General features: G+C 67.4%; 16 protein-coding genes. 11 read left to right on the top strand and 5 right to left on the bottom strand.

Going from position 1 to position 20,395, the window contains the following annotated elements; genetic code table 11:
* Window positions 1–3: 3 nt before the first annotated feature.
* The gene (locus C8E83_RS03170; protein ID WP_121368400.1) at window positions 4–1,476 is read right to left on the bottom strand and encodes a sugar transferase; all 1,473 of its coding nucleotides are present in this window, start codon (window positions 1,474–1,476) and stop codon (window positions 4–6) included.
* Window positions 1,477–1,885: 409 nt separating this feature from the next.
* On the opposite strand from C8E83_RS03170, the gene C8E83_RS03175 reads away from it, so the two are divergent.
* From C8E83_RS03175 to C8E83_RS03195, 5 genes are read left to right on the top strand one after another with little or no spacing between them, the layout of a single operon-like run.
* Window positions 1,886–2,707: a GumC domain-containing protein gene (locus C8E83_RS03175; protein WP_121368401.1), complete on the top strand. Its 822-nt coding sequence runs from the start codon at window positions 1,886–1,888 to the stop codon at window positions 2,705–2,707.
* Between the two features lie 54 nt (window positions 2,708–2,761).
* Window positions 2,762–3,925, top strand: a complete 1,164-nt coding sequence (locus tag C8E83_RS03180; RefSeq protein ID WP_170159831.1) for a glycosyltransferase — start codon at window positions 2,762–2,764, stop codon at window positions 3,923–3,925.
* Window positions 3,922–5,040, top strand: coding sequence for a glycosyltransferase (locus tag C8E83_RS03185; RefSeq protein ID WP_170159832.1), 1,119 nt, complete (start codon window positions 3,922–3,924; stop codon window positions 5,038–5,040). Before C8E83_RS03180 ends, C8E83_RS03185 begins: the two co-directional genes overlap by 4 nt.
* The gene (locus C8E83_RS03190; RefSeq protein ID WP_121368404.1) at window positions 5,037–6,311 is read left to right on the top strand and encodes a hypothetical protein; all 1,275 of its coding nucleotides are present in this window, start codon (window positions 5,037–5,039) and stop codon (window positions 6,309–6,311) included. The genes C8E83_RS03185 and C8E83_RS03190 overlap by 4 nt, the downstream gene beginning before the upstream one ends.
* Window positions 6,308–7,597, top strand: coding sequence for an MATE family efflux transporter (locus C8E83_RS03195; RefSeq protein ID WP_121368405.1), 1,290 nt, complete (start codon window positions 6,308–6,310; stop codon window positions 7,595–7,597). Before C8E83_RS03190 ends, C8E83_RS03195 begins: the two co-directional genes overlap by 4 nt.
* A gap of 17 nt (window positions 7,598–7,614) precedes the next feature.
* On the opposite strand, the gene C8E83_RS03200 is transcribed toward C8E83_RS03195, so the two are convergent.
* The 4 genes from C8E83_RS03200 to C8E83_RS03215 all read right to left on the bottom strand — a co-directional run bounded on the left by C8E83_RS03200 (window position 7,615) and on the right by C8E83_RS03215 (window position 12,485).
* The gene (locus C8E83_RS03200; RefSeq protein ID WP_170159833.1) at window positions 7,615–8,652 is read right to left on the bottom strand and encodes a glycosyltransferase; all 1,038 of its coding nucleotides are present in this window, start codon (window positions 8,650–8,652) and stop codon (window positions 7,615–7,617) included.
* 88 nt (window positions 8,653–8,740) lie between these two features.
* On the bottom strand, window positions 8,741–9,889 hold the full coding sequence (locus C8E83_RS03205; RefSeq protein ID WP_170159834.1) for a glycosyl hydrolase: 1,149 nt from the start codon (window positions 9,887–9,889) through the stop codon (window positions 8,741–8,743).
* 335 nt (window positions 9,890–10,224) lie between these two features.
* Window positions 10,225–10,698, bottom strand: a complete 474-nt coding sequence (locus tag C8E83_RS03210) for an Lrp/AsnC family transcriptional regulator (RefSeq protein WP_121368408.1) — start codon at window positions 10,696–10,698, stop codon at window positions 10,225–10,227.
* 71 nt (window positions 10,699–10,769) lie between these two features.
* Window positions 10,770–12,485 (bottom strand): glycoside hydrolase family 13 protein, encoded by a 1,716-nt coding sequence (locus C8E83_RS03215; protein ID WP_121368409.1) that lies wholly within the window; start codon window positions 12,483–12,485, stop codon window positions 10,770–10,772.
* Between the two features lie 77 nt (window positions 12,486–12,562).
* Between C8E83_RS03215 and C8E83_RS19995 the strand changes: the two genes are divergently transcribed.
* The 6 genes from C8E83_RS19995 to C8E83_RS03245 all read left to right on the top strand — a co-directional run bounded on the left by C8E83_RS19995 (window position 12,563) and on the right by C8E83_RS03245 (window position 20,386).
* On the top strand, window positions 12,563–13,735 hold the full coding sequence (locus C8E83_RS19995; RefSeq protein WP_121368410.1) for a LacI family DNA-binding transcriptional regulator: 1,173 nt from the start codon (window positions 12,563–12,565) through the stop codon (window positions 13,733–13,735).
* Between the two features lie 112 nt (window positions 13,736–13,847).
* On the top strand, window positions 13,848–15,500 hold the full coding sequence (locus tag C8E83_RS03225) for an ABC transporter substrate-binding protein (protein ID WP_121368411.1): 1,653 nt from the start codon (window positions 13,848–13,850) through the stop codon (window positions 15,498–15,500).
* Window positions 15,500–16,477 carry an ABC transporter permease gene (locus C8E83_RS03230; protein ID WP_121368412.1) on the top strand — a complete coding sequence of 326 codons (978 nt, stop codon included), beginning with the start codon at window positions 15,500–15,502 and terminating at the stop codon, window positions 16,475–16,477. The genes C8E83_RS03225 and C8E83_RS03230 overlap by 1 nt, the downstream gene beginning before the upstream one ends.
* An 8-nt stretch (window positions 16,478–16,485) precedes the next feature.
* Window positions 16,486–17,421, top strand: coding sequence for an ABC transporter permease (locus C8E83_RS03235; protein ID WP_121368413.1), 936 nt, complete (start codon window positions 16,486–16,488; stop codon window positions 17,419–17,421).
* Complete coding sequence (locus C8E83_RS03240; RefSeq protein WP_121368414.1) at window positions 17,418–19,163, top strand: ABC transporter ATP-binding protein; 1,746 nt, start codon at window positions 17,418–17,420, stop codon at window positions 19,161–19,163. The genes C8E83_RS03235 and C8E83_RS03240 overlap by 4 nt, the downstream gene beginning before the upstream one ends.
* 44 nt (window positions 19,164–19,207) lie before the next feature.
* Window positions 19,208–20,386, top strand: coding sequence for a glycoside hydrolase family 1 protein (locus C8E83_RS03245; protein WP_121368415.1), 1,179 nt, complete (start codon window positions 19,208–19,210; stop codon window positions 20,384–20,386).
* Window positions 20,387–20,395 lie beyond the last annotated feature (9 nt).

Consider the following 20,395-nt stretch of genomic DNA (forward strand, 5'->3'; position numbering starts at 1 on the left):
CTGTCAATAGGCGCCGTCGGAGCCGACGACCGCTCGGAAGGTACGCCACATGATGATCACGTCGACCATGAGGGTCCAGTTCTCGATGTAGTAGAGGTCGAGGCGGAGCGCCTCTTCCCAGCTCAGACGAGAGCGGCCACTCACCTGCCACAGTCCGGTCATCCCGGGCCGGACCTTCAGACGCCTGTGAGCCGCGCTGTCGTAGAGCGCCACTTCGGCCGGACGTTGCGGGCGAGGGCCGACCAAGCTCATGTCGCCCCTGAGGACATTGAACAGCTGAGGGAGTTCGTCGACAGAGAAGCGACGCAACGTCGCACCGACGGAAGTCAGACGAGGGTCCTTCTGGATCTTGAAGAGCGGGGTGTCGCTCGTGCCCTGCTGTGCGAGCAGGTCCGCGAGGCGCGCATCCGCGTCGATCTGCATGGATCGGAACTTGAAGATCGAGAACGGTCGGTTGCCTCTCCCCACGCGTTCCTGCAGATACAGCACGGGGCCTCGGCTCGTCGTGGCGACCAGAAGTGCGACCGTGCCCATGATCGGTGACAGAGCGATCAGCAGTAGACCCGAGCCGACGATGTCGAAGAAGCGCTTGGCGATGCGCTGCGGCCCCGTATACGTGGGGGACAGGATGTGGATGAGCGGCAGCCCGGCGACGGGTTGGGTCTGGATTCGCGATTCGGCGACGTCGGTGAGACTCGGCGTGACCACCAGTCGATAGTCGTGACGCTCGAGGTCCCACGCCAGCCCGCGGATCCGCTGGGGGGTCATGGCGTCCGAACTCGTCAGCATGACGGTGTCGCCGTCATGTCGAGTCAGCGAGTCGACGAGGCGGTCGAGGAGGTCGCCTTCCTCGGCGCTCTCGCCCAGGTCCGGCACGATGACGTCCACGACCGCATACCCCGAGTCGGGGTGACGATCCAGCTGGTTCTTGGCATGGGCGATCGTCGTCGTCGAGCCGACGAGTACGGCCTTGTTCAGATAGAGCCCCTGCGCCCGCTTCGAGCGGAGCCACTGCCGCCAGCCCCAGCGGCCGATGAGCAGCAGCACGAGTCCGAGGGGCAGCGAGGGGAAGACATCCTGGGGTCGCACTGTCGTGCCGAACACGAACGCCAGGAGAGCGACTGCGCCGAGCGCGGTCAAGGAAGCATCGACGACCCGCTTGTATTCGAAGGTGCCCGTGCCGAGGGCACGGCTGCCTCGGCTGTCGAACACGGCGAGCGCCACCACCCACACCAGGCAAGCCACGGCGAGGAAGGGGACGCGCGCGTGCTGCTCGTCCCACAACTTCAGGATCACGAGCGGCGTACCCGTCGCGATGCCGATCATCGCAACATCGGTGACGATGACACGGGTCCGGTAATTGGCGATCCAGCCGCGTGAGCCGGCTGCAGAAGGCAGCGGGAAGCCTGCGGTGACCGCTTGGGTGCCCTCGACGGCTCGTTGCTGAGGAGGCACTTCGTAGAGCGCGTTAGACATGGTCGGCCTGCGTTTTTCGGGTAACGGCGGGCACACCTGTTACCGCTGCGGTCGGCGCGAAGTCGATCGGACTCGGGATGATCGATGTGTCAGTCGGGCTACGGACGCGAGCGGCGGGCGGTGAGACAGCGATCGGGTATCGCGTCCTGGAAAAGTAACCGGGCGGCGGTAAACCGGTCAAGCCAGATCTGAGGCAAACCCAACTTTTCCCAAGAATCACCCACAGCGGTGATTCTGAGTAACCCTCGGGCGAATTTACAGCCACCCTATCCGCAACACGCGTTGTCGAGTCGATCGTTACACGCTGTTCACCTGCCAGATTTCGATCCGGGTTTGAATGTGTAAAGATTTCTCACCTTGGACCCGAATCCAAGTCGCGTCCCGGCGCGAGATCCTGAAAGGGCTTCCCATGCGAGCCGCATCTTCTTCGCGCCATCCCGGCGCCACCTGGGCGATCGTGCTCATCGCCCTCGTCGCAGGAGCCGGCCTCGGCGTCGGCGGCGCGTCGCTTCGCACGCCCACGTACTCGAGTTCCGCTGAGCTCTCGTGGGACCCCTCGGCCCTCCGCTACACCGACGCATCCGCGTATGTGCCCGACTCCGTCTCGCTCGGCATCGACGTCGACACCCAGGCGACCAAGGTCGTGTCGGACCAGGTGATCAACGCCTCCAGCAAGGCGCTTGGCGTGACCTCGACGAGTTTGCGCAAGTCCGTCACGGCCACTGCCTCCGCATCGTCGACTCTGATCACGGTGACGGCCGCCGGATCGTCGCCCGCCCAGGCCCGGAAGATCGTGCAGACCGTCATCGGCAACTACCAGACGGAAGTGTCGTCGGACCTGAGTGCTCAACTCGTGAAGCAGGCGGCTCAGCTGCAGACTCCTATCGACACCCTGCGCCAGCAACTGGCCGCGGCCCCCTCCGGAGGTTCGCTTGCGAGCAACCTGTCCAACCAGCTGGCGTCACTGATCACCCAGCAGGTCGTCTACCGCTCCCAGGCGGATGCCAGTGACTCGATCAGCCCTCTGAGCGTCGTGCAGGCCCCGACCCTTCCAGACTCGATCGCCGGACCATCCGCTGCCGTGCTCGGCATCATCGGCGCCGCCCTCGGCCTGGTGATCGGTATCGGCATCGTCGCGCTGCTCCGCATGACCACGTGGGCCCGCCCGAGTCGAGTCGAGTCTCTCGAGTCGAGCGTCGTGCACCGCGACCGCGACCTCATGGCTGTCTGACACCTGTCCTCGCTCGTCTCGCCCGCACACACTCCCGTCTCCCGAAGGATGGAAATGCGCAGCATCGTCGTGTCCAAGTTCGTCCCCTGGCCGCCCAACAGCGGCGACAAGCGTCGAACCTTGGCGATCGCTCGCGCTCTGAAAGACGTAGGCGAGGTCGTCATCTGCGGCTTCGCCGCAGACGGGGAGGACGTAGCCGGACTCGCGTCCCAAGGCTTCGAAGTCCGAGCCGTCCCCCTTCGGCGCGGAATCCTGAAGACGTTGGTCGGACTCGTCCACGGTCAATCGCTGTCGGGTGCTCGATTCTGGGACGCCGATCTCGCCGAAGCCGTCGCGTCGGCGACTGGCGATCCCTTCGACACGATCGTCGTCGTGCACCCGCAACTCCAGATGTACCTGCCCAAGGGCGCGTGGAGCCGCGCGGTGATCGACATGCAGAACGTCGAGTCGGCGCTCGCCGCGCGGGTCGCCGCGACCCGTCGAGGCGTCGCCCGCGCCCTGTACGCCATCGACAGCATCGCATTGCGGAGGCTCGAGCGTCGAGCCGGCCGTGCTCGTCTCGTGACCGCGGTGAGCGAAGGCGACAAGCGAGAGCTCGTCACCGCGATTCACGCAGACAATGTGCTCGTGGTTCCGAACGCGTGGGATTCGGCGACACCGCTCCCGCCCACGGTCGACCCTGTCGTCAGCTTCGTCGCCCTCCTCTCGTGGGGTCCGAATGTCGCTGCCGCCGTCTGGTTCGCGACGAACGTCTGGCCGCGCGTCATCGAAGCCGTCCCGGAGGCTCGCCTCCACCTGGTTGGGCGCGAGCCGAGCGCCGAGGTGCGTGGGCTCGCGTCCGAAAGCGTCGTGGTCACGGGAACCGTCGATCGGCTCGAACCGTGGTACGAGGCATCGGCTATCTCTGTGGCTCCCCTTCTCGCCGGCGGAGGATCGAGGCTCAAGATCCTCGAGAGCCTCGCGTTCGGACGACCCGTTGTGGCCACCGCGATCGGAGTCGAGGGACTGGAAGACCTGATCGGCGACGGAGTCGTCGTCGCCGATGATGTCGAGGGCATGGCCCGGGAGATCATTACGTTGCTGCGTGACCCCGCGCTCGCCCAGCGGATCGGAGAGGCGGGCGTCGAGGCAGTCGACAGCCGCCATTCCTGGCGCTCGGCAACGGAGCCGCTTCTGGCTGCTGTCGCATCGTCGACCGCCGTGGGTTCGACGCCGTGAGCCGGCTGCGTTCGTCGGCCGTCGTGGTTGGCCTGGTGGCGTCCGTAGCTGCCGGACATGTCGTGTACCCGGCTCTGCTCGGGCTCGCGGCGCGATTCAGGAGCCGTGAACCGGTCAGGCCGATCATCAGTGAGTGGCCGCCGATCACGGTCGTGGTACCGGCTTACCGCGAGAAGGGCGTCATCGCTCTCAAGGTCGACAACATCAGGGACAACGGTTATCCGGGTGATGTGCGGATCCTCGTCGTCGCCGACGGCGACGCGGAGACAGCCGAAATCGCTCGTGAAGCAGGTGCGGACATCCTCCTGCTGGACCAGAGGGGCGGCAAATCGGCAGCGCTCAATGCCGGGGTGGCCCACGCCGAGACGGAATGGATCGTCTGCACGGATGCCAACGCCCAGCTCGTCGGCGGATCACTGCAGAACCTGGTCGCATGGTTGTCGGATTCGAGCATCGGCGCGGTCGCCGGCGAGAAGCTCGAGGGCGACGGGGGAGAACTCGCATACTGGCGATTCACGTCGTGGATCAAGCGCAACGAGTGGCGGACCGGAAGCACGATCGCACTGGACGGCGGTCTCTGCGCCGTGCGCAAGTCCGCGTGGCAGCCGATTCCCGTCGGCATCTCCTGCGATGACTTCTGGATCTCCCTCGACATGAACGACCGAGGTCACCGAGTCGCCTACGAACCGGATGCCGCCGTCCGCGAGGAGTCGATCGGCTCCTTCGCCCTGTCGTGGGAGCGTCGCACTCGCGTCATGGCGAGTAGCTTCTTCGTCCTGGCGCAGAAGCGCCGGATGTTGTCGCCGATGACCGGCGCGATCAGCGCCAAGATCTGGGGGCACAAGGTCTGGCGCTCGACATTGGGGCCACTCAGCCATGTCGCTCTGATCGGTCTGGCCGTTGCGCGCGCCCCCAGGAACCCGCTGGCGGGTGCATTCCTCGCGTTCAATGCCGTCGCCGCGATCGCCGTCGTGGCGGAAGCGCGAGGCCGTGACCTTCCGAGACCAGCCGGGATCGTGGCCCAGGTGGCGTACCTCCAGGCGGTCGCTCTTGCGGGCATGGTGAGGTTCGTGGCCGGAGACCGCGCGGTCACCTGGAAGAAACCCGATCGATGACGGCCATGTCTGCGATCGACCGGCCCCGTCGTCTGCGGCGCCAGCACGAAGGCCCGTACCTGGCCGCCATGATGCTCTGCACCATCGTGCTTCAACGGTTCGCCCTCAGTTTCGGCGGCAACTCGATTCCACTGATCCTGCCCGTCATTCTCGTCTTCATTGCGGTCGGCTACGCCACGCGTGTGCTCGAATTCGACCGCTTCCGCGGGATTCTCGTGGCGATTCTCTGTCTCACCGGGCTCGCCTGCTCGTTGGCGCAGATCGCGGTCGGGGCGGTTCCGTCCATCTTCTCGTTGGGTCTCCTCGCAGTCCTGTACGTGCCGGCTGCCTTTCGATCGTCACAGGGGCCGGCAGCCGTTGCTCTCGTCGCGACCGTCTTCACCCGACTCATGGTCGGCGCGGCCATCGTCGCCCTCCTTCAGTTCGGGCTGCAGTACGTGGGTCTCCCGAACGTCGACTGGATCGGAACGCTGCTCCCCACAGAGTTCACGGTCCAGGGGTTCAGCCCCAACGCGTTCATCGTGTACGGCTCCGAACTTCGCCGATCCAACGGCGTCATCTTCCTGGAGCCGTCCTTCCTGTCGATGTATCTCGGCCTGGCGATCCTGATCGGTATCCGGCGACGGACGCACTGGGCGGTTCTGCTGATTCTGCTGGCAGGCATGGTCCCGACTCTCGCCGGAAACGGTCTGGTGATCCTCATCCCCGGGGCGATCCTCACGTTCTTCTCGCCGATTCGGCGGAACCTCCTCGCCCTGCTTCCAGGCCTGGTCGCCGCCGTGGCCGCGGCGGCCGTTACTCCACTCGGTCGTTTGTATGTCGGACGTTCAGGAGAAGCATCGAACAGCACGAGCAGCTCGAGTTTCCGGTTCGTCCAGCCGTACACGCGCTTCCTGCCGGCATCGTTCGACTCGCCTTTCCACACGTTGTTCGGTCACGGTTCCGGAACGGCCGACGACTATCTCAACGGTCTCGGACTGAGCGACATCACTCGAGCCACCATCCCGAAGATCCTCTTCGAATACGGCATGGCAGGCGCGGTGGGGATCCTCGGGGTGATCTGCGTCCTCTTCGCACTCGGCCTCGCCGGTCGACCATGGCTCCTCGGCTTGGCGTTCGCGTTCCTGTTCCTGAACGCGTCGCTCCTCCAAGCCGAGCTCGTGTTCTGCACGGTGTTCTGGCTCAACATCCTGCCGCCACCGGAGCGAGCTTCGAGATATTCGGCGGCCCATCAACCGATCCTTCAGACGAGAGTGGTGGAGCCCGCATGACGATCACACCGCAACTCGACGAGAAGAGTGGTGAGCAGGCGACCCCGGCCGGCGGCCTCCGGCGCCGGGCGATCTGGATCATCGCGGACCAGGCTCTGTCGAGTCTGTCCAATGCCGGCCTGACGATCGGTGTCGCTCGCGTCGTCTCGGACACGCAGTACGGTGCCTTCGCGCTCGCGTTCACCGTGTACTCGCTGACGCTGGCCCTGTCTCAGTCGGTCACGAACCAGGTGCTCGTCATCGGCTATTCGGCGGCGGACTCGCCGAAGCGTCACAGAGCCGCGATGGCCGGGGCAGGTTCGGCCGTCGTCGTCGGGCTCGCGGCCACCGTCATCCTGGTCGTGGCGGGACTACTCGTCGGCATTCCCGTGCGCGAGACTCTCATCGCCGACGCCATCGTGCTGCCCGGTCTGCTGCTGCAGGACTTCTGGCGGACAGTATTCGTGGCGTTCGGCGCGCCGCGGAAGGCCTTCGTCAACGACCTGATCTGGACGGTCCTCTGGGCACTGGCCTTCGCAGTCCTGATCGCGCTTCACATCGACATGGCGGCTGTGTACTTCCTCGCGTGGGGGCTGACGGGAGTTGCTGCGGCGGTCTATGGGATCCGTCAGGCCGGAGCGCGACCCGCCCTCGGTCGCGCTCGACTCTGGCTCCTCGGACATCGCGACATCAGCGTTCCCTCTTTCGCCAACACCCTGTCGGCGATGGGAGCGATCCAGGTCGGATTTCTCATCATCGCCAGCATCGGAGGTGTCGAGGTCGTCGGTGCGCTGCGTGCCTCGCAGACTCTGCTCGGGCCGCTGAACATCATCGGATTCGCGCTGAGCGCGTTCGCCGTACCGGAGATCGTGCGTCGCGACCTTCGGGCCCGGGGTCTCATCCTGGCGGCAGTCGGTCTGAGTGGCGTTCTGGTGGTCGCGGCGGCGGCCTGGGGAGCGATCCTGCTGCTTCTTCCTGATTCCGTCGGTCGAGAGCTTCTCGGAGACACGTGGTCGGGCACCAGGACCACCATGCCGGGGCTGGTCCTCTACTACTGCTCGATCGTCGCCACAACCGGTGCCACCGCCGTCATGAAGGCCCTGAACAGGATGCGATCGGTGCTCCTCACGAGCGTCATCCTCGGCCCCCTGGTGCTCGCATTCTCGGTGGTCGGCGTCATCGTTCAGGGTGACCGAGGTGCCGCCGAGGGTTTCGGTCTCGCAGCCGCGGTCGTCATCGTGCCGTGTTGGATCCTGCTGGTCCGAGACGCGCGCCGCGGCAAGCGGCCCGTCGACGACGTACTCTGACCTGCCGGACAGATCGTTCAGCGCGAGCGAGCCAGGCGCGTGACGGCGGCGAGTATGCGTCCTCGCTTCGCCGCCGACCGGCGCTTTTCCACCATCTCGCGAGAGATCCGCGCGGGAACGATCGACAACGAGATGGCCCAGAGTGAGAACGCCACTCGCTGCGACAGCGTGTAGCCGGACCCGCTCACGGCCGCCGCGTAGCGGATGCCCGTCCGGAGCGTCGGGCGCCGACCCTGGAGCGCGTCTTTCATGAGGAAGCGCTCCAGCACGTAGGCAGAGCTCTCGATCCGCGGCGGGGTCATGCCCTTGTCGCGCAAGATCGACTCGGCCTGTTCCCAGCGCGAGCGGTATCGAGTCAGCTCACGATCCATGAGCTCAACCGTGGGATTGCCCCACGATGACTTGCTCGCCGCGTGCACCCTGTAGCGGGCCAGCGGCTGATTGACGGACACGACGTCTCCGAAGTAAGGAGCGACCTGAGCCGGAACGCCGTCGTACGCACCGCGTTCATCCAGGTCACGGTTGCGCAGGAACCGAAGGTAGTCGGTCCAGAACACGTTGCCGGACGTCGGCGCACACACGTAGAAGCCGAGTGTGCCGTTGTCATCGATCATCGATGCGCTGTCGTATCCGGCCCGATACGACGGGAACACGCTGTCGATCGCCGTTCCTGTTTCGTCCATGGAACGGAGCTGGAACTGAACCTTGACGGGACAGCTCTGGAGGAGATCGCCGAGCGATTCCAGGAGATCAGGCTCGGCCACGTCGTCGGCGTCGAGCAGGTAGAAGTAGTCGCAGTCGGTGGCATCGAGCGCGGCAAATGCAGCACTCAGCGGACCGCCGTTCTCTTTCGAGATGACGGTCACACGGTCGGCGAACTCGGCGATGACATCACGAGAGGAATCGGTCGAGCCGTCGTCCACGACGATGATCTCGTCGAAGGGAATCGTCTGCTCCAGAAGACTCCGGATTGCGGACGCGACGTAACGTTCGTAGTTGTAGTTGACGACAACGCCGACAACTCGGAATGCAGATGCGCGGGATTCCAAGATCATAGGGGCCCATCGTTGAGGAAGCGGTGGATCCGGTACCCACATCATCCCACAGGTGTCGCCCAGAGGACGCGACTCGGCTCGACGCGGCTCAGCGTCGCGTGAACCAGAGGGCTCGGCCAGCCGAATTGCGAAGCACGAGGTTGCCGTCGGACTGCATGGTGAGTGTCGACCCCGCGCCGCGACCCGACGTGCGGGTGTACCAGACCGGCGACGGAGTCGAGCGATAGAGGACGAGATTGGCGTCGTTCTGAAGACTCAGACGCGTTCCGTGCTTGCCCGCTGTTTTCGACTGCCAGATGGCCTTGTTCGCTGAGGTGTAGACGACGAGGTTGCCGTCCGACTGAAACGCGAGACGGTACTTTCCGTTCGACGACACGAGGGAGGAACCCGGGGTCATGGATGTGCCCGCCTTCAGCCAGCTCGGTGACGGAGCGGGCGACGACTTCGGCGCTGACGGCGAGGTCGCGGGACCGGACGTGAAGAAGGCCTTGTACGCGGCGGACGACTTGGGCATCGCTGCGTCCGGGCCGTAGAGCTGGAAGTCCCTGTTGTAGCCACCGACATTGAAGAGGATGTCGTACGCGATCTGCCCGGCGCCGTCCCCGCCGTTCGCCTTGGCATAGCTCAACAGGTCGGTGACGAAGGCGGGCGAGTCGCCGAACTCGTTGTCGCCGGACCACTCGGGGATGGCGAGCGGCAGTCCCTGGCTCTTGGCGTAGGCGAGGTACTGAGCGAGGCCCTTCGGCGCACCCCACTGATCCGTGTCCTGGAGGGACGATGACCACTGGGTATCGGATGACACGTAGGGATACTGGTTGTAGTAGTCCACGCCGATCACGTCGACGTAATAGCTGCCCGGGAAGAACTTCCTCCAGTCCATCCCCGTGCCGATCGACTCACGATTCAGACTGAAGACGAGCTTGGCCTGAGGAAAGATTCGCTGCTGCAACGCGCGATAGCGCTTCCAGGCGGCGTCGAAGTAGGTGTAGTTCGACGCATTGACGCTCCACGGGTACCAGTTGCCGTTCATCTCGTGAGCGAACCGGATATACGTGGTGGCCGTCGTGCCGGAACGGAGCTTCTTCAAGAGGGTCAGCGAGGTCGTCCAGCGCGCGTCGTATGCGCCGGAGGCCGCGGCCTGCCAGGTCTCGCCGGCATCGATGGCGCCGACGGCGACATCGACCGGCTTGTTCCAGTTCGCGAGGTCGCCACCCTGCTGGAACTGCCAGAAGTTCACGCTGTTGAGATCGTTGTCCGACCACGTGCCGGCGATGTCGACGCTCGCTCCACGCCACGTTCCGAAGCTTCCGTCCGAGACGCCGTTCCCGGAAGCTCCCGAGAGCTCACTGCCAGACGTCGTCGCGTTCGCGACTCCGTCCGTAGCCACAACGGGGGACAAGACGAGTCCGAATGCGAGAACGGCGATGCCGATCCTGCCGAAAATCCTCACGAGTACGAAGCGCTTCCCTGGTGCGTCGGGGTACATGTCCGTACTCGACGGTATGTCACTTCCAGGTGAGGTGCGAGTCCCCCCTTAGGTTGTCGGCACAAGTGCCGACAGTGAGGCACCCCCTACCGCGTCCCCCAGTCGTACTGCTGCTTGTGCAGCTTCAGGTAGACGAACGTCTCGGTCGCGACGACGCCGTCGAGCGACCGGATCCGCGAGTTCAGCAGGACGAGCAGCTCCTCGTCGTCCTCGCACACGACCTCGGCGAGCAGGTCGAACGTGCCGGCGGTGAGCACCACGTAGTCGACCTCGGGCAGGGCTGCCAGGGCATCGGCGACGATGCGCGTGTCGCCGGTCACGCGGATCCCGATCATCGCCTGCCGGTAGAAGCCGAGCTGCAGCGGGTCGGTCACGGCGACGATCTGCATGATGCCCGACTCGGTGAGGCGCTGCACCCGCTGCCGCACGGCGGCCTCGCTGAGCCCCACGGCTTTTGCGATCTCCGTGTACGAGCGACGGCCGTCCTCCTGCAGCTGCTCGATGATCTTCTTCGAGGTCGCGTCGAGGTGCGTGGGGGAGGTGCGCGGAACGGTCGCCATTCGACGATTCTCGCGATCTCGACGGCGTCAGACAAGCGATATCGCGCAGGATCGCGAACACTCGCCCGATATCAGTCGAGGGCGAGGACCCGGAACTCCCACGGCCGCAGGCTCTCCGCGGCCACGGTAGGCGCGTAGTTGCCGAGGAGCACGGGGTGGTCGGCCCCCGGATCCTGCGCCCTCGCCAGCGACAGCCCGTCGAGCGGCAGCGCCGCGCCCGAGAGGTTGGCCATCGCGAGCAGGCGCGACGTGTCGAGGGTGCGAGTGAACGCCCACAGCGCGGGGTGCGACGGCTCGAGCAGCTCGAACCGACCCTGACGGACGACCGCCGACGAGTGTCGCAACGCGATGAGGCGACGGTAGAACTCGACGATCGACCGCGACCCCGCGGCCAGGTCGGCCTGGACGTTGACGGTCGACGCCGAGGCGGGCGGCGCCAGCCACGGAACACCGGTCGTGAAGCCGACGCCGGGCCCGGCCGACCACTGCACCGGGGTGCGGGCGTTGTCGCGCGAACGGAATGCGAGCGAGTCGAGCACGTCGTCGAGAGGGCGCCCGGTCGCGAGCTCGTCGGCGGCCCAGTTGAGCGACTCGAGGTCGCGGTAGTCCGACAGCGACCGATAGCCGGCGTTCGTCATGCCGATCTCGTCGCCCTGATAGACGTACGGGGTGCCGCGATGCAGGTGCAGGATCCCCGCCAGCGCCGTGGCCGACTCGTACCGGAACGCGCCGTCGTCGCCGAATCGCGACACCGACCTCGGCTGATCGTGGTTGCCGAAGTAGAGGCTGTTCCAGCCGCGGTCGGCGAGGCCCTCCTGCCAGCGGGCCAGCGACGCCTTGAGCGCCGGCAGGGCGAGCGGGATGTTGTCGAATTTGGTGCGGGGGCCGTGATCGAGGCCGACGTGCTCGAACTGGAAGACCATGTCGAGCTCTCCGCGATCCTGCGCCGTGAACGCCACGGCGTCGTCGACGGTGGCGCCAGGAGTCTCGCCGACGGTGATGAGCTGGGCGTCACGCCCGGCGAAGACCCGCTCGTGCATCTCGTGGAGGTACTCGTGCACCTGCGGGCCCATGACGTAGCCGCGGCTCTCGCCGACCAGGTCGCGCTCGATCTTCGCGATCGTGTTGATGACGTCCATGCGGAACCCGTCGACGCCGCGGTCGAGCCACCAGGTCATCATCGAGTAGACCGCGTCGCGCATCTCGGCGTTCGCCCAGTTCAGGTCGGGCTGCTCGCGGGCGAAGATGTGCAGGTAGTACTGCCCGGTCGTCTCGTCGAGCTGCCAGCCCGGGCCCGAGAAGACGCTGTTCCAGAGGTTCGGCTCGCGGCGCGCGGCGTCTGCGGGGTCGAGCCCGGCGACGCCCGAGCGGTCGACCGGGTCGCGCCACAGGTACCAGTCGCGCTTCGGGTTGTCGAGGGACGACCGCGACTCGACGAACCAGGCGTGCTGGTCGCTGGTGTGGTTGACGACGAGGTCCATGATCAGCTTGAGGCCGCGCGCGTGACACTCCGCGAGCAACGCGTCGTACTCGTCGAGGGTGCCGAACAGCGGATCGATGCTCTGGTAGTCGCTGATGTCGTAGCCGTTGTCGACCTGCGGCGAGCGGTAGATCGGCGAGAGCCAGACGACATCGACTCCGAGATGCACGAGGTGGTCGAGGTGCTGCCGGATGCCGCCGAGGTCGCCGATGCCGTCGCCGTTCGAGTCGGCGAAGCTGCGGGGATAGATTTGGTAGACGACGGCGTTCGTCCACCACGGAAGATCGGTCGGGGCGTCGTCGCTCATGGTTCCAGCCTGGCACGACCCCGCGACACGCTTCGCAGGGGCGAGTCCCGGAGCACCGTCCACCCCGAGGAGTCCCGATGCAGAAGACCCCCACCGTCTACGACGTGGCGGCGCACGCCGGGGTGTCGATCGCGACCGTCTCGAGGGTCTTTCGTCGTCCCGACGATGTACGCGCATCCACCCGCGAGACCGTCCTCGCCTCCGTGCGCGCCCTCGGCTACGTCCCCAGCGCGAGCGCCCGCGGCCTCGCGGCACGGCGCACCGGCGTGCTGGGGCTCTTCTTCCCCGACTTCGACGACGTCGACCACACCGGCGACGCCGACCCCTCGATCGGCACCGACCCGTCGATCGGCACCGCCCCCTCCAGCGGCCCAGGCCCCGGGTCGCAGGAGCCCGCCGACACCCCCACGGCCACCGTCGAGATCGTCTCCGACCTGCACCCCGCCGACACCCCTCGGCGCACGGACCTCTACTTCGACGCCGTCCTCCGCGGCAGCGAGGTGCAGGCCTGGCGCGACGGCTTCACGCTCATGATCGGCGTCGGGCGGGGCTCGAACCCGGTGGAGATGGTGACCGACATCGCCGGGCGCGTCGACGGGCTGGCGCTGCTCGCGCACAGCGTGCCTGACGCGATCCTCGAGCACGTGTCGCGCCGCGTGCCGATCGTGCTCATCGCCGGCGACCGGCAGGGCGACGACTACGACCACGTGACCGTCGCCAACGCCGAGGGCATGCACGCTCTCGTCGCCCACCTCGTCGACGACCTCGGCGTGCGCGACTTCGCGTTCGTCTCAGGCCCGGAGGGGTCGCCAGACGACCAGGAGCGCTACGACGGGTTCCGTCTCGCGCTCGAGCAGTGTGGGCTCGATGCCCGGGCCGTGCCGGTGGTGCGGGGGGACTTCACGCGCTCGGGCGGCCGGGCTGTGGGCGAGCGGCTGCTCGCTGCTCCTGCGCCCCTGCCTCGGGCGCTCGTCTGCTCGAACGATCAGACCGCCCTCGGCGTGATGTCGGCGCTGGCCGCCGCGGGGGTGTCGGTGCCGGGCGACGTGATCGTGACCGGGTTCGACGGCATCGAGGAGGGGCGGCTGTCGTCGCCGCCGCTGACCACGGTCGAGCAGCCGATGCTCGAGCTCGGGCGGGCCGCGATGAGCGTGATGCGGCGCCGGCTCGACGACCCGGAGCAGGCGCCGATCAGCGTGCGTCTGCCGGTGAAGGTGCTGCTGCGGGGGAGCTCCGAGCCCGTCTCGTAGCGTCGCGCCGCGGCGCCCAGGGGTTGCATCGATCGATGTATGCGCTTACAGTCGAGTGCAGGTGCTCGCGCGGACGCGACGCGCCCGACCGACAGGAAGGCCGGAAGCAACGATGCTCCACGCCAGAAGATTCGCCCGACTCGCGGCCGTCGCCGCGGTGGTCGCGCTCGCCGCCGCCGGCTGCAGCATCCAGATCAAGTCGCGCCCCGATCCCTCGATCGGCAGCGACACGATGCTCATCGCCGCCGACACCGGCTCGCCCACGCTCACGCGCAACTTCAACCCGTTCCTCACGAACGCGCGCACCGCGACGCCGTACATCTACGAGCCGCTCGTCGTCGTCAACAACCTCGACGGCGCGCAGCATCCGTGGCTGGCCTCGAAGGTCGCCCAGCCGAACGCGTCGACGATCGACTACACGATCCGCACCGGCGTGAAGTGGTCCGACGGCAAGGCGTTCACGCCCGCCGACGTCGCCTTCACGTTCGCGCTGCTGAAGAAGTACCCGACGCTCGACACCACCGGCATCTGGCAGTACATCGGCTCGGTCTCGACCGCGGGCGACACCGTCACCGTGCACCTCAAGAGCGCCGACGCCCCGGCCGCGTCGATCATCTCGCAGGTGCTGATCGTGCCCCAGCACATCTGGAAGAGCGTCAAGCACCCCAACACCTGGCTGAACCCGAACCCGGTGGGCACCGGCCCCTACAAGCTCGGCAACTTCTACCCGCAGCAGTACAGCCTCGACAAGAACGACCTCTACTGGCAGGCCTCGAAGGTCGCGGCGAAGCACCTGATCCTGCCCGGCAGCAACACGCAGCTCGACGTCGTGACCAAGGGCTACGACTGGGCCTACTCGTTCATCAGCGACGTGAAGGGCACCTGGCTCGCGGCGAATAAGGACAACAAGTACTGGTTCCCGCCGGGAGGCACGATCGTGCTCTACCCGAACCTCACGAAGGCGCCGTTCAACAACCTCGACTTCCGGCAGGGTCTCTCGCTGGCTCTCGACCGCAAGGCGATCGGCGACTCCGCGGCCGAGGGCTACATGCAGCAGGCCGGCCAGAACGGGCTCCTGCTGCCCGCCCAGAACGACCTCCTCGACCCGTCGCTGCCGAACAAGGGCCTCATCGCACAGGACACCAAGGGCGCGCTCGCCGCGTTCGCGAAGGCCGGCTACACCGAGAAGGGCGGCAAGCTCGTCGATGCGCAGGGCAACCAGGCGACGCTCTCGCTGATGACGGCCAACGGCTACACCGACTGGCTGCGCGCGGTCCAGGCGATCCAGAAAGAGCTGGGCGCCGTCGGCATCCAGGTGAAGATCACCCAGCCGCAGCCCGCCGCGTACCAGCTGGCCCTGCAGAACGGCGACTTCGACCTCGCGCTCGGCGGGTTCGGCGGCACCGGATCGCTGTACCAGGACTTCAACGTCGCCCTCGACTCGTCCTTCGTGAAGCCGATCGGCAAGGCCGCGCCGAGCAATTTCGAGCGGTTCAGCGACAAGCAGACCGACTCGCTGCTCGCGCAGTTCCGCGCCACGACCGACAGCTCGACGCAGAAGCAGCTCGGGTACCAGCTGCAGCAGGTGGTCTACGACAAGCTGCCGTTCCTGTCGATCTACTACGGCGGCTCCTGGGGCCTCTACAACACCTCGAAGTTCACCGGCTGGCCGACGGCGAAAGACCCGTACGCGAGCCCGAAGAACTACCAGTCGACCCCGCTGCTGATCTTCACCCACCTCAAGAAGGCGAAGGCGAGCAGCTGATGCGCTGGATCAAGAAGCTCGGCCTGTTCGTCCTCACGCTCTGGGCCGCCGTCACCGTCAACTTCATCCTGCCCAGGCTCATGCCCGGTTCGCCGGCGGACGCCGCGATCGCGAAGCTCTCGCAGTCCGGCCCCGTCTCGAACGCCACGAAGAAGGCGATCGAGGCCCAGCTCGGCGTGCCGAAGGGCAGCCTGATCGCCCAGTACGGCGAGTACCTGCACCAGGTCGTCACCCTGCACTTCGGGGTCAGCTACACGTTCTACCCCGAGTCGGTGTCGTCGCTGATCGCCGGCGCGCTGCCGTACACGCTGATCCTCGTCGGCGTCGTGACGGTCATCGCGTTCGTGGGCGGCACGCTGCTCGGCGTGCTCGCGGCGTGGAAGCGCGGCACCTGGGTGGAGGCGCTGCCGACGCTCGGCGGATCGTTCATGAGCGCGTTCCCGTACTTCTGGACGGCCCTGCTGCTCCTGTTCTTCCTCGGCTACGTCGCCCACGCGTTCCCGACCTCGGGGGCCGCCGGCGTCACCGACACCCCGGCGTTCACCGGTCCGTACGTCACGGACGTGCTCTACCACGCCGTGCTGCCAGCGCTCACGATCCTGATCACGTCGCTCGGCGGCTGGATCCTCGGCATGCGCAACACGATGATCAACACGCTCGGCGACGACTACGTCACCTTCGCCGAGGCGAACGGTCTGAAGAGCCGCACGGTGGCGGTCCGGTACGCGGCGCGCAACGCGATCCTGCCGAACCTCACCTCGTTCGGCCTCGCCCTCGGCGGCGTGGTCGGCGGGTCGCTGCTGGTCGAGAGCGTCTTCGGCTACCCCGGCATCGGCTACCTGCTGCTCAAGGCCGTCACCAACCAGGACTACCCGCTCATGCAGGCGCTCTTCCTCATGATCACCGTCAGCGTGCTCGTCGCCAACTTCCTGGTCGACCTGCTGTACGGCGTCCTCGACCCCCGAACCCGGAAGTAGGTGCGACGATGACGTCGACTCTCGAACCCCAGCTGCCGCACGATGTCGCGACCGCCCAGGCGGAGGTCGCCGCGGCCCCGTCGCCGTGGCGCGTGGTGGTGCGCGCGGCCTCCACCATCTGGAGCAACCGCAAGTCCCGCATCGGGGCGGTCATGCTCGCGGTGTTCGTCCTGGTGGCGATCTTCGCGCCGCTCCTGGCCCCCTACGACCCCTCCGCGACGACGTTCGCCCGGAGCGCGAACGCCAGCGCCGCCCACTGGTTCGGCACCACCGCGGCCGGCGAGGACGTCCTGAGCCAGCTGATCCACGGCGCCCGCATCAGCGTGATGGTGGGCTTCCTGGCGGGCCTGTTCTCGACCTGCATCGCGGTCGTCATCGGCCTCAGCTGGGGCTACACGCGCGGCTTCGCCGGCGACGTCGCCGGGTTCGTCGTGAACCTCTTCCTGGTCGTGCCGTCGCTGCCGCTCATGATCGTCATCGCCGCGTACCTCCAGAACGGCGGCATCGTGATGATCATCCTGGTCGTCGTGCTCACCGGCTGGGCGTTCGGCGCACGCGTGCTGCGCAGTCAGACGCAGTCGCTGCGCTCGCGCGACTTCGTGACGGCGGCGCAGTTCTCGGGCGACTCGGCCTGGCGGATCGTGTTCCGCGAGATCCTGCCGAACATGACGTCGCTGATCGTCGGCAGCTTCTTCGGCGCCGCCACGAGCGCGATCCTGGCGGAGGCAGGCCTCGAGTTCCTCGGGCTCGGCGACTCGTCGACCGTGAGCTGGGGAACCATGCTCTTTTGGGCGCAGAACTCGAACGCGCTGCTCACCGGCCAGTGGGTGCTGCTGTTCGCGCCCGGCCTGTGCATCGCGCTGCTCGCGACGTCGCTCACGCTCATCAACTTCGGGGTCGACGGCCTCAGCAACCCGCGCCTGCGAGAGGGGAGCGGACGATGACCACGACGCTCGAGACCACCGGGGCTCCGGCCCCCACCGCTGACGACCGCCTCCTCGACGTGCGCGGGCTGACCGTCGTCTACGACACGTCCGGGGCATCCGGGGCGTCCGCTTCCGATGCGTCCGACGCCTTCCGCGCCGTCGACGACGTGTCGTTCACCCTGCGCCGCGGCGAGTTCATCGGGCTGGTGGGGGAGTCAGGATCCGGCAAGTCCACCCTCGGCTTCGCCCTCACCCGCCTCGCCAAGCCGCCCGCCCGCATCGCCGCCGGCAGCATCTTCTTCGACGGCACCGACGTCGCGACCATCGAGGGCGAGCAGCTCCGCGAGCAGCGCCACGGCGGGTTCGCGATGGTGCTGCAGTCGGGCATGAACGCGCTGAATCCGGTGCGGACGATCCGCGACCACTTCCGCGACATCTACCGCGCGCACCGTCATGTGCCGCGCGAGCGGTGGGAGTCGCGGTCGGTCGAGCTCGTCGGCAAGGTCGAGCTGCCCGGCACCGTCCTCGACCGCTACCCGGGCGAGCTCTCCGGCGGCATGCGCCAGCGCGTCTCCATCGCCCTGGCTCTTTCGCTCGAACCCCAGCTGCTCGTCTTCGACGAGCCCACGACCGCTCTCGACGTGCTCGTGCAGCACGCCGTGATGGAGACCATCACGCAGCTGCAGAGATCCGAGGGCTTCACCGCGATCCTGATCAGCCACGACCTCGGCATCGTGCTCGAGGCGACCGAACGGGTGCTCGTCATGCACGAGGGCCGCATCGTCGAGGACGCCCCGTCGCGCGAGGTGCTCACCGCCCCGAAAGACGAGTACACGAAGATGCTGCTCGGCCACTACGCCGACCCGCGCGCCGAGACGATCGAGCTGCCGGGCTTCGAGCACCGCGCCGTGCAGCCCACCACCTCGACCGGCTCGCGCGCCAGCGTCAACCGTGTCGCCACGAAGACGCTCGTCGTCGACAGCATCGGCATGGTCTACCCGCCGCCCCGTCGCGGTGAGAGCGCCGTGACCGCCGTCGACGGAGTGTCGTTCACCCTCGAACCGGGCGAGGCTCTCGCGCTGGTGGGGGCGTCAGGATCCGGCAAGTCCACCATCGCCAAGATCATCACCGCCGTCGAGCGCCCGACCTCGGGCACCGTCGCCTTCGGCGACCTGCGGATCGACCGGCTCAGCCGACGGTCGCGGGCGCAGCGCGAGCTGCACCGCGACATCCAGATGGTGTTCCAGGACCCGTACGCGGCGCTCAACCCGCTGCACACCGTGGAGTACACGCTCATGCGCCCGGTGCTGAACTACACCGGCCTGCGCGGGCGGGAGGCCCGGCGACGCATGCTCGAGCTGCTCGAGACGGTCGGGCTCACCCCGGTCGAGCAGTTCGCGCAGAAGCTGCCGCACCAGCTCTCCGGCGGGCAGCGGCAGCGCGTCGTCATCGCCCGGGCGCTGGCCAGCGACCCGCAGGTGATCATCGCCGACGAGCCCGTCTCGATGCTCGACGTGTCGCTGCGCGCCGGGGTGCTGGCGCTGCTCGACGACCTCCGTGTCGAGCGGGGCGTGAGCATGCTCTACATCACGCACGACCTCCTCTCGGCGCGCGTGGTGACCGACAACATCCTGGTCCTCAACCAGGGCCGCGTCGTCGAGCGCGGTGAGACCTCGGCGGTGCTGCGGAACCCCACCGACGACTACACGATCCGCCTGCTCGACGCGATCCCGAACCCGGCCCGCGACGGCGTCGCCTGAGTCGCGTCTCCCCGTCCGCCCGTACCTCACGCTTGGAGACACCCATGCTCGAATTCCCCGACGGCTTCCTCTGGGGCGCCGCGACCGCCGCGCACCAGATCGAGGGCAACAACGTCAACAGCAACTGGTGGGCGATGGAGCACGACCCCGGCACCACCATCGTCGAGCCGTCCGGCGACGCCGCCGACAGCTACCACCGGTTCCGCGACGACATGCGCCTCCTCGCCGACCTGGGCCTCAACTCCTACCGGTTCAGCGTCGAGTGGGCACGCATCGAGCCCGAGCGGGGCTTCGTCTCGCGGGCCGAGATCGACCACTACCGCCGCATGGTCGACACGGCGCTCGAGTTCGGCCTCGAGCCCGTCGTCACGCTGATGCACTTCACCGTGCCGCGCTGGTTCGACCGCGACGGGTTCTGGCGGGCTCCCGATGCCGCCGACCTGTTCGCGCGCTACGCCGAGATCGCGCTGCCCATCGTGTCGAGCGGCGTCCGCTACGTCTGCACGATCAACGAGCCGAACATCGCCGCGATGCTCGCCGGCGGCGAGGACTCCGCGAACCTCGTCGCGTACGGCCTGCCGAACCCCGACCTCGGCGTCGCCGACGCTCTGCTCGCGTCGCACCGCCGCTCGCGCGAGGTGCTGTCGTCGGTGCCGGGGCTTCAGTCGGGCTGGACGGTCGCGACCCAGGCCTTCCGAGCCACCGGCGAACCAGGATCCGCCGAGACCCTGCGCAGCTACGGCTACCCGCGCGACGACTGGTACCTCGAGAGCGCCCGCGGAGACGACTTCGTCGGCGTGCAGGCCTACACGCGCACCTTCATCGGGGCTTCCGGTCCCCTGCCGGTGGCGGAGGGGGTCGAGACGACGCTCACCGGGTGGGAGTACTACCCGCCCGCCGCCGAAGACGGGATCCGGAGCGCGTGGGAGCTCTCCGGCCACGTGCCCGTCATGGTCACCGAGAACGGCATCGCCACCGCCGACGACTCGCGCCGCATCGATTACACGCGCGACGCGCTCGCCGGGGTGCACCGGGCCATCGACGACGGTGTCACCGTGCTCGGCTACCAGCACTGGTCGGCGCTCGACAACTACGAGTGGGCGTCGGGCTACGCGCCGACCTTCGGGCTCATCGCGTGGGATCGCGAGACGTTCGAACGGATGCCGAAGCCGAGCGCGGCGTGGTACGGCGAGGTGGCCCGGGCCAACGCCCTCGCCGTGTGACGGCGGACC

This window comes from Frondihabitans australicus (assembly GCF_003634555.1).
Taxonomy (GTDB): Bacteria; Actinomycetota; Actinomycetes; order Actinomycetales; family Microbacteriaceae; genus Frondihabitans; species Frondihabitans australicus.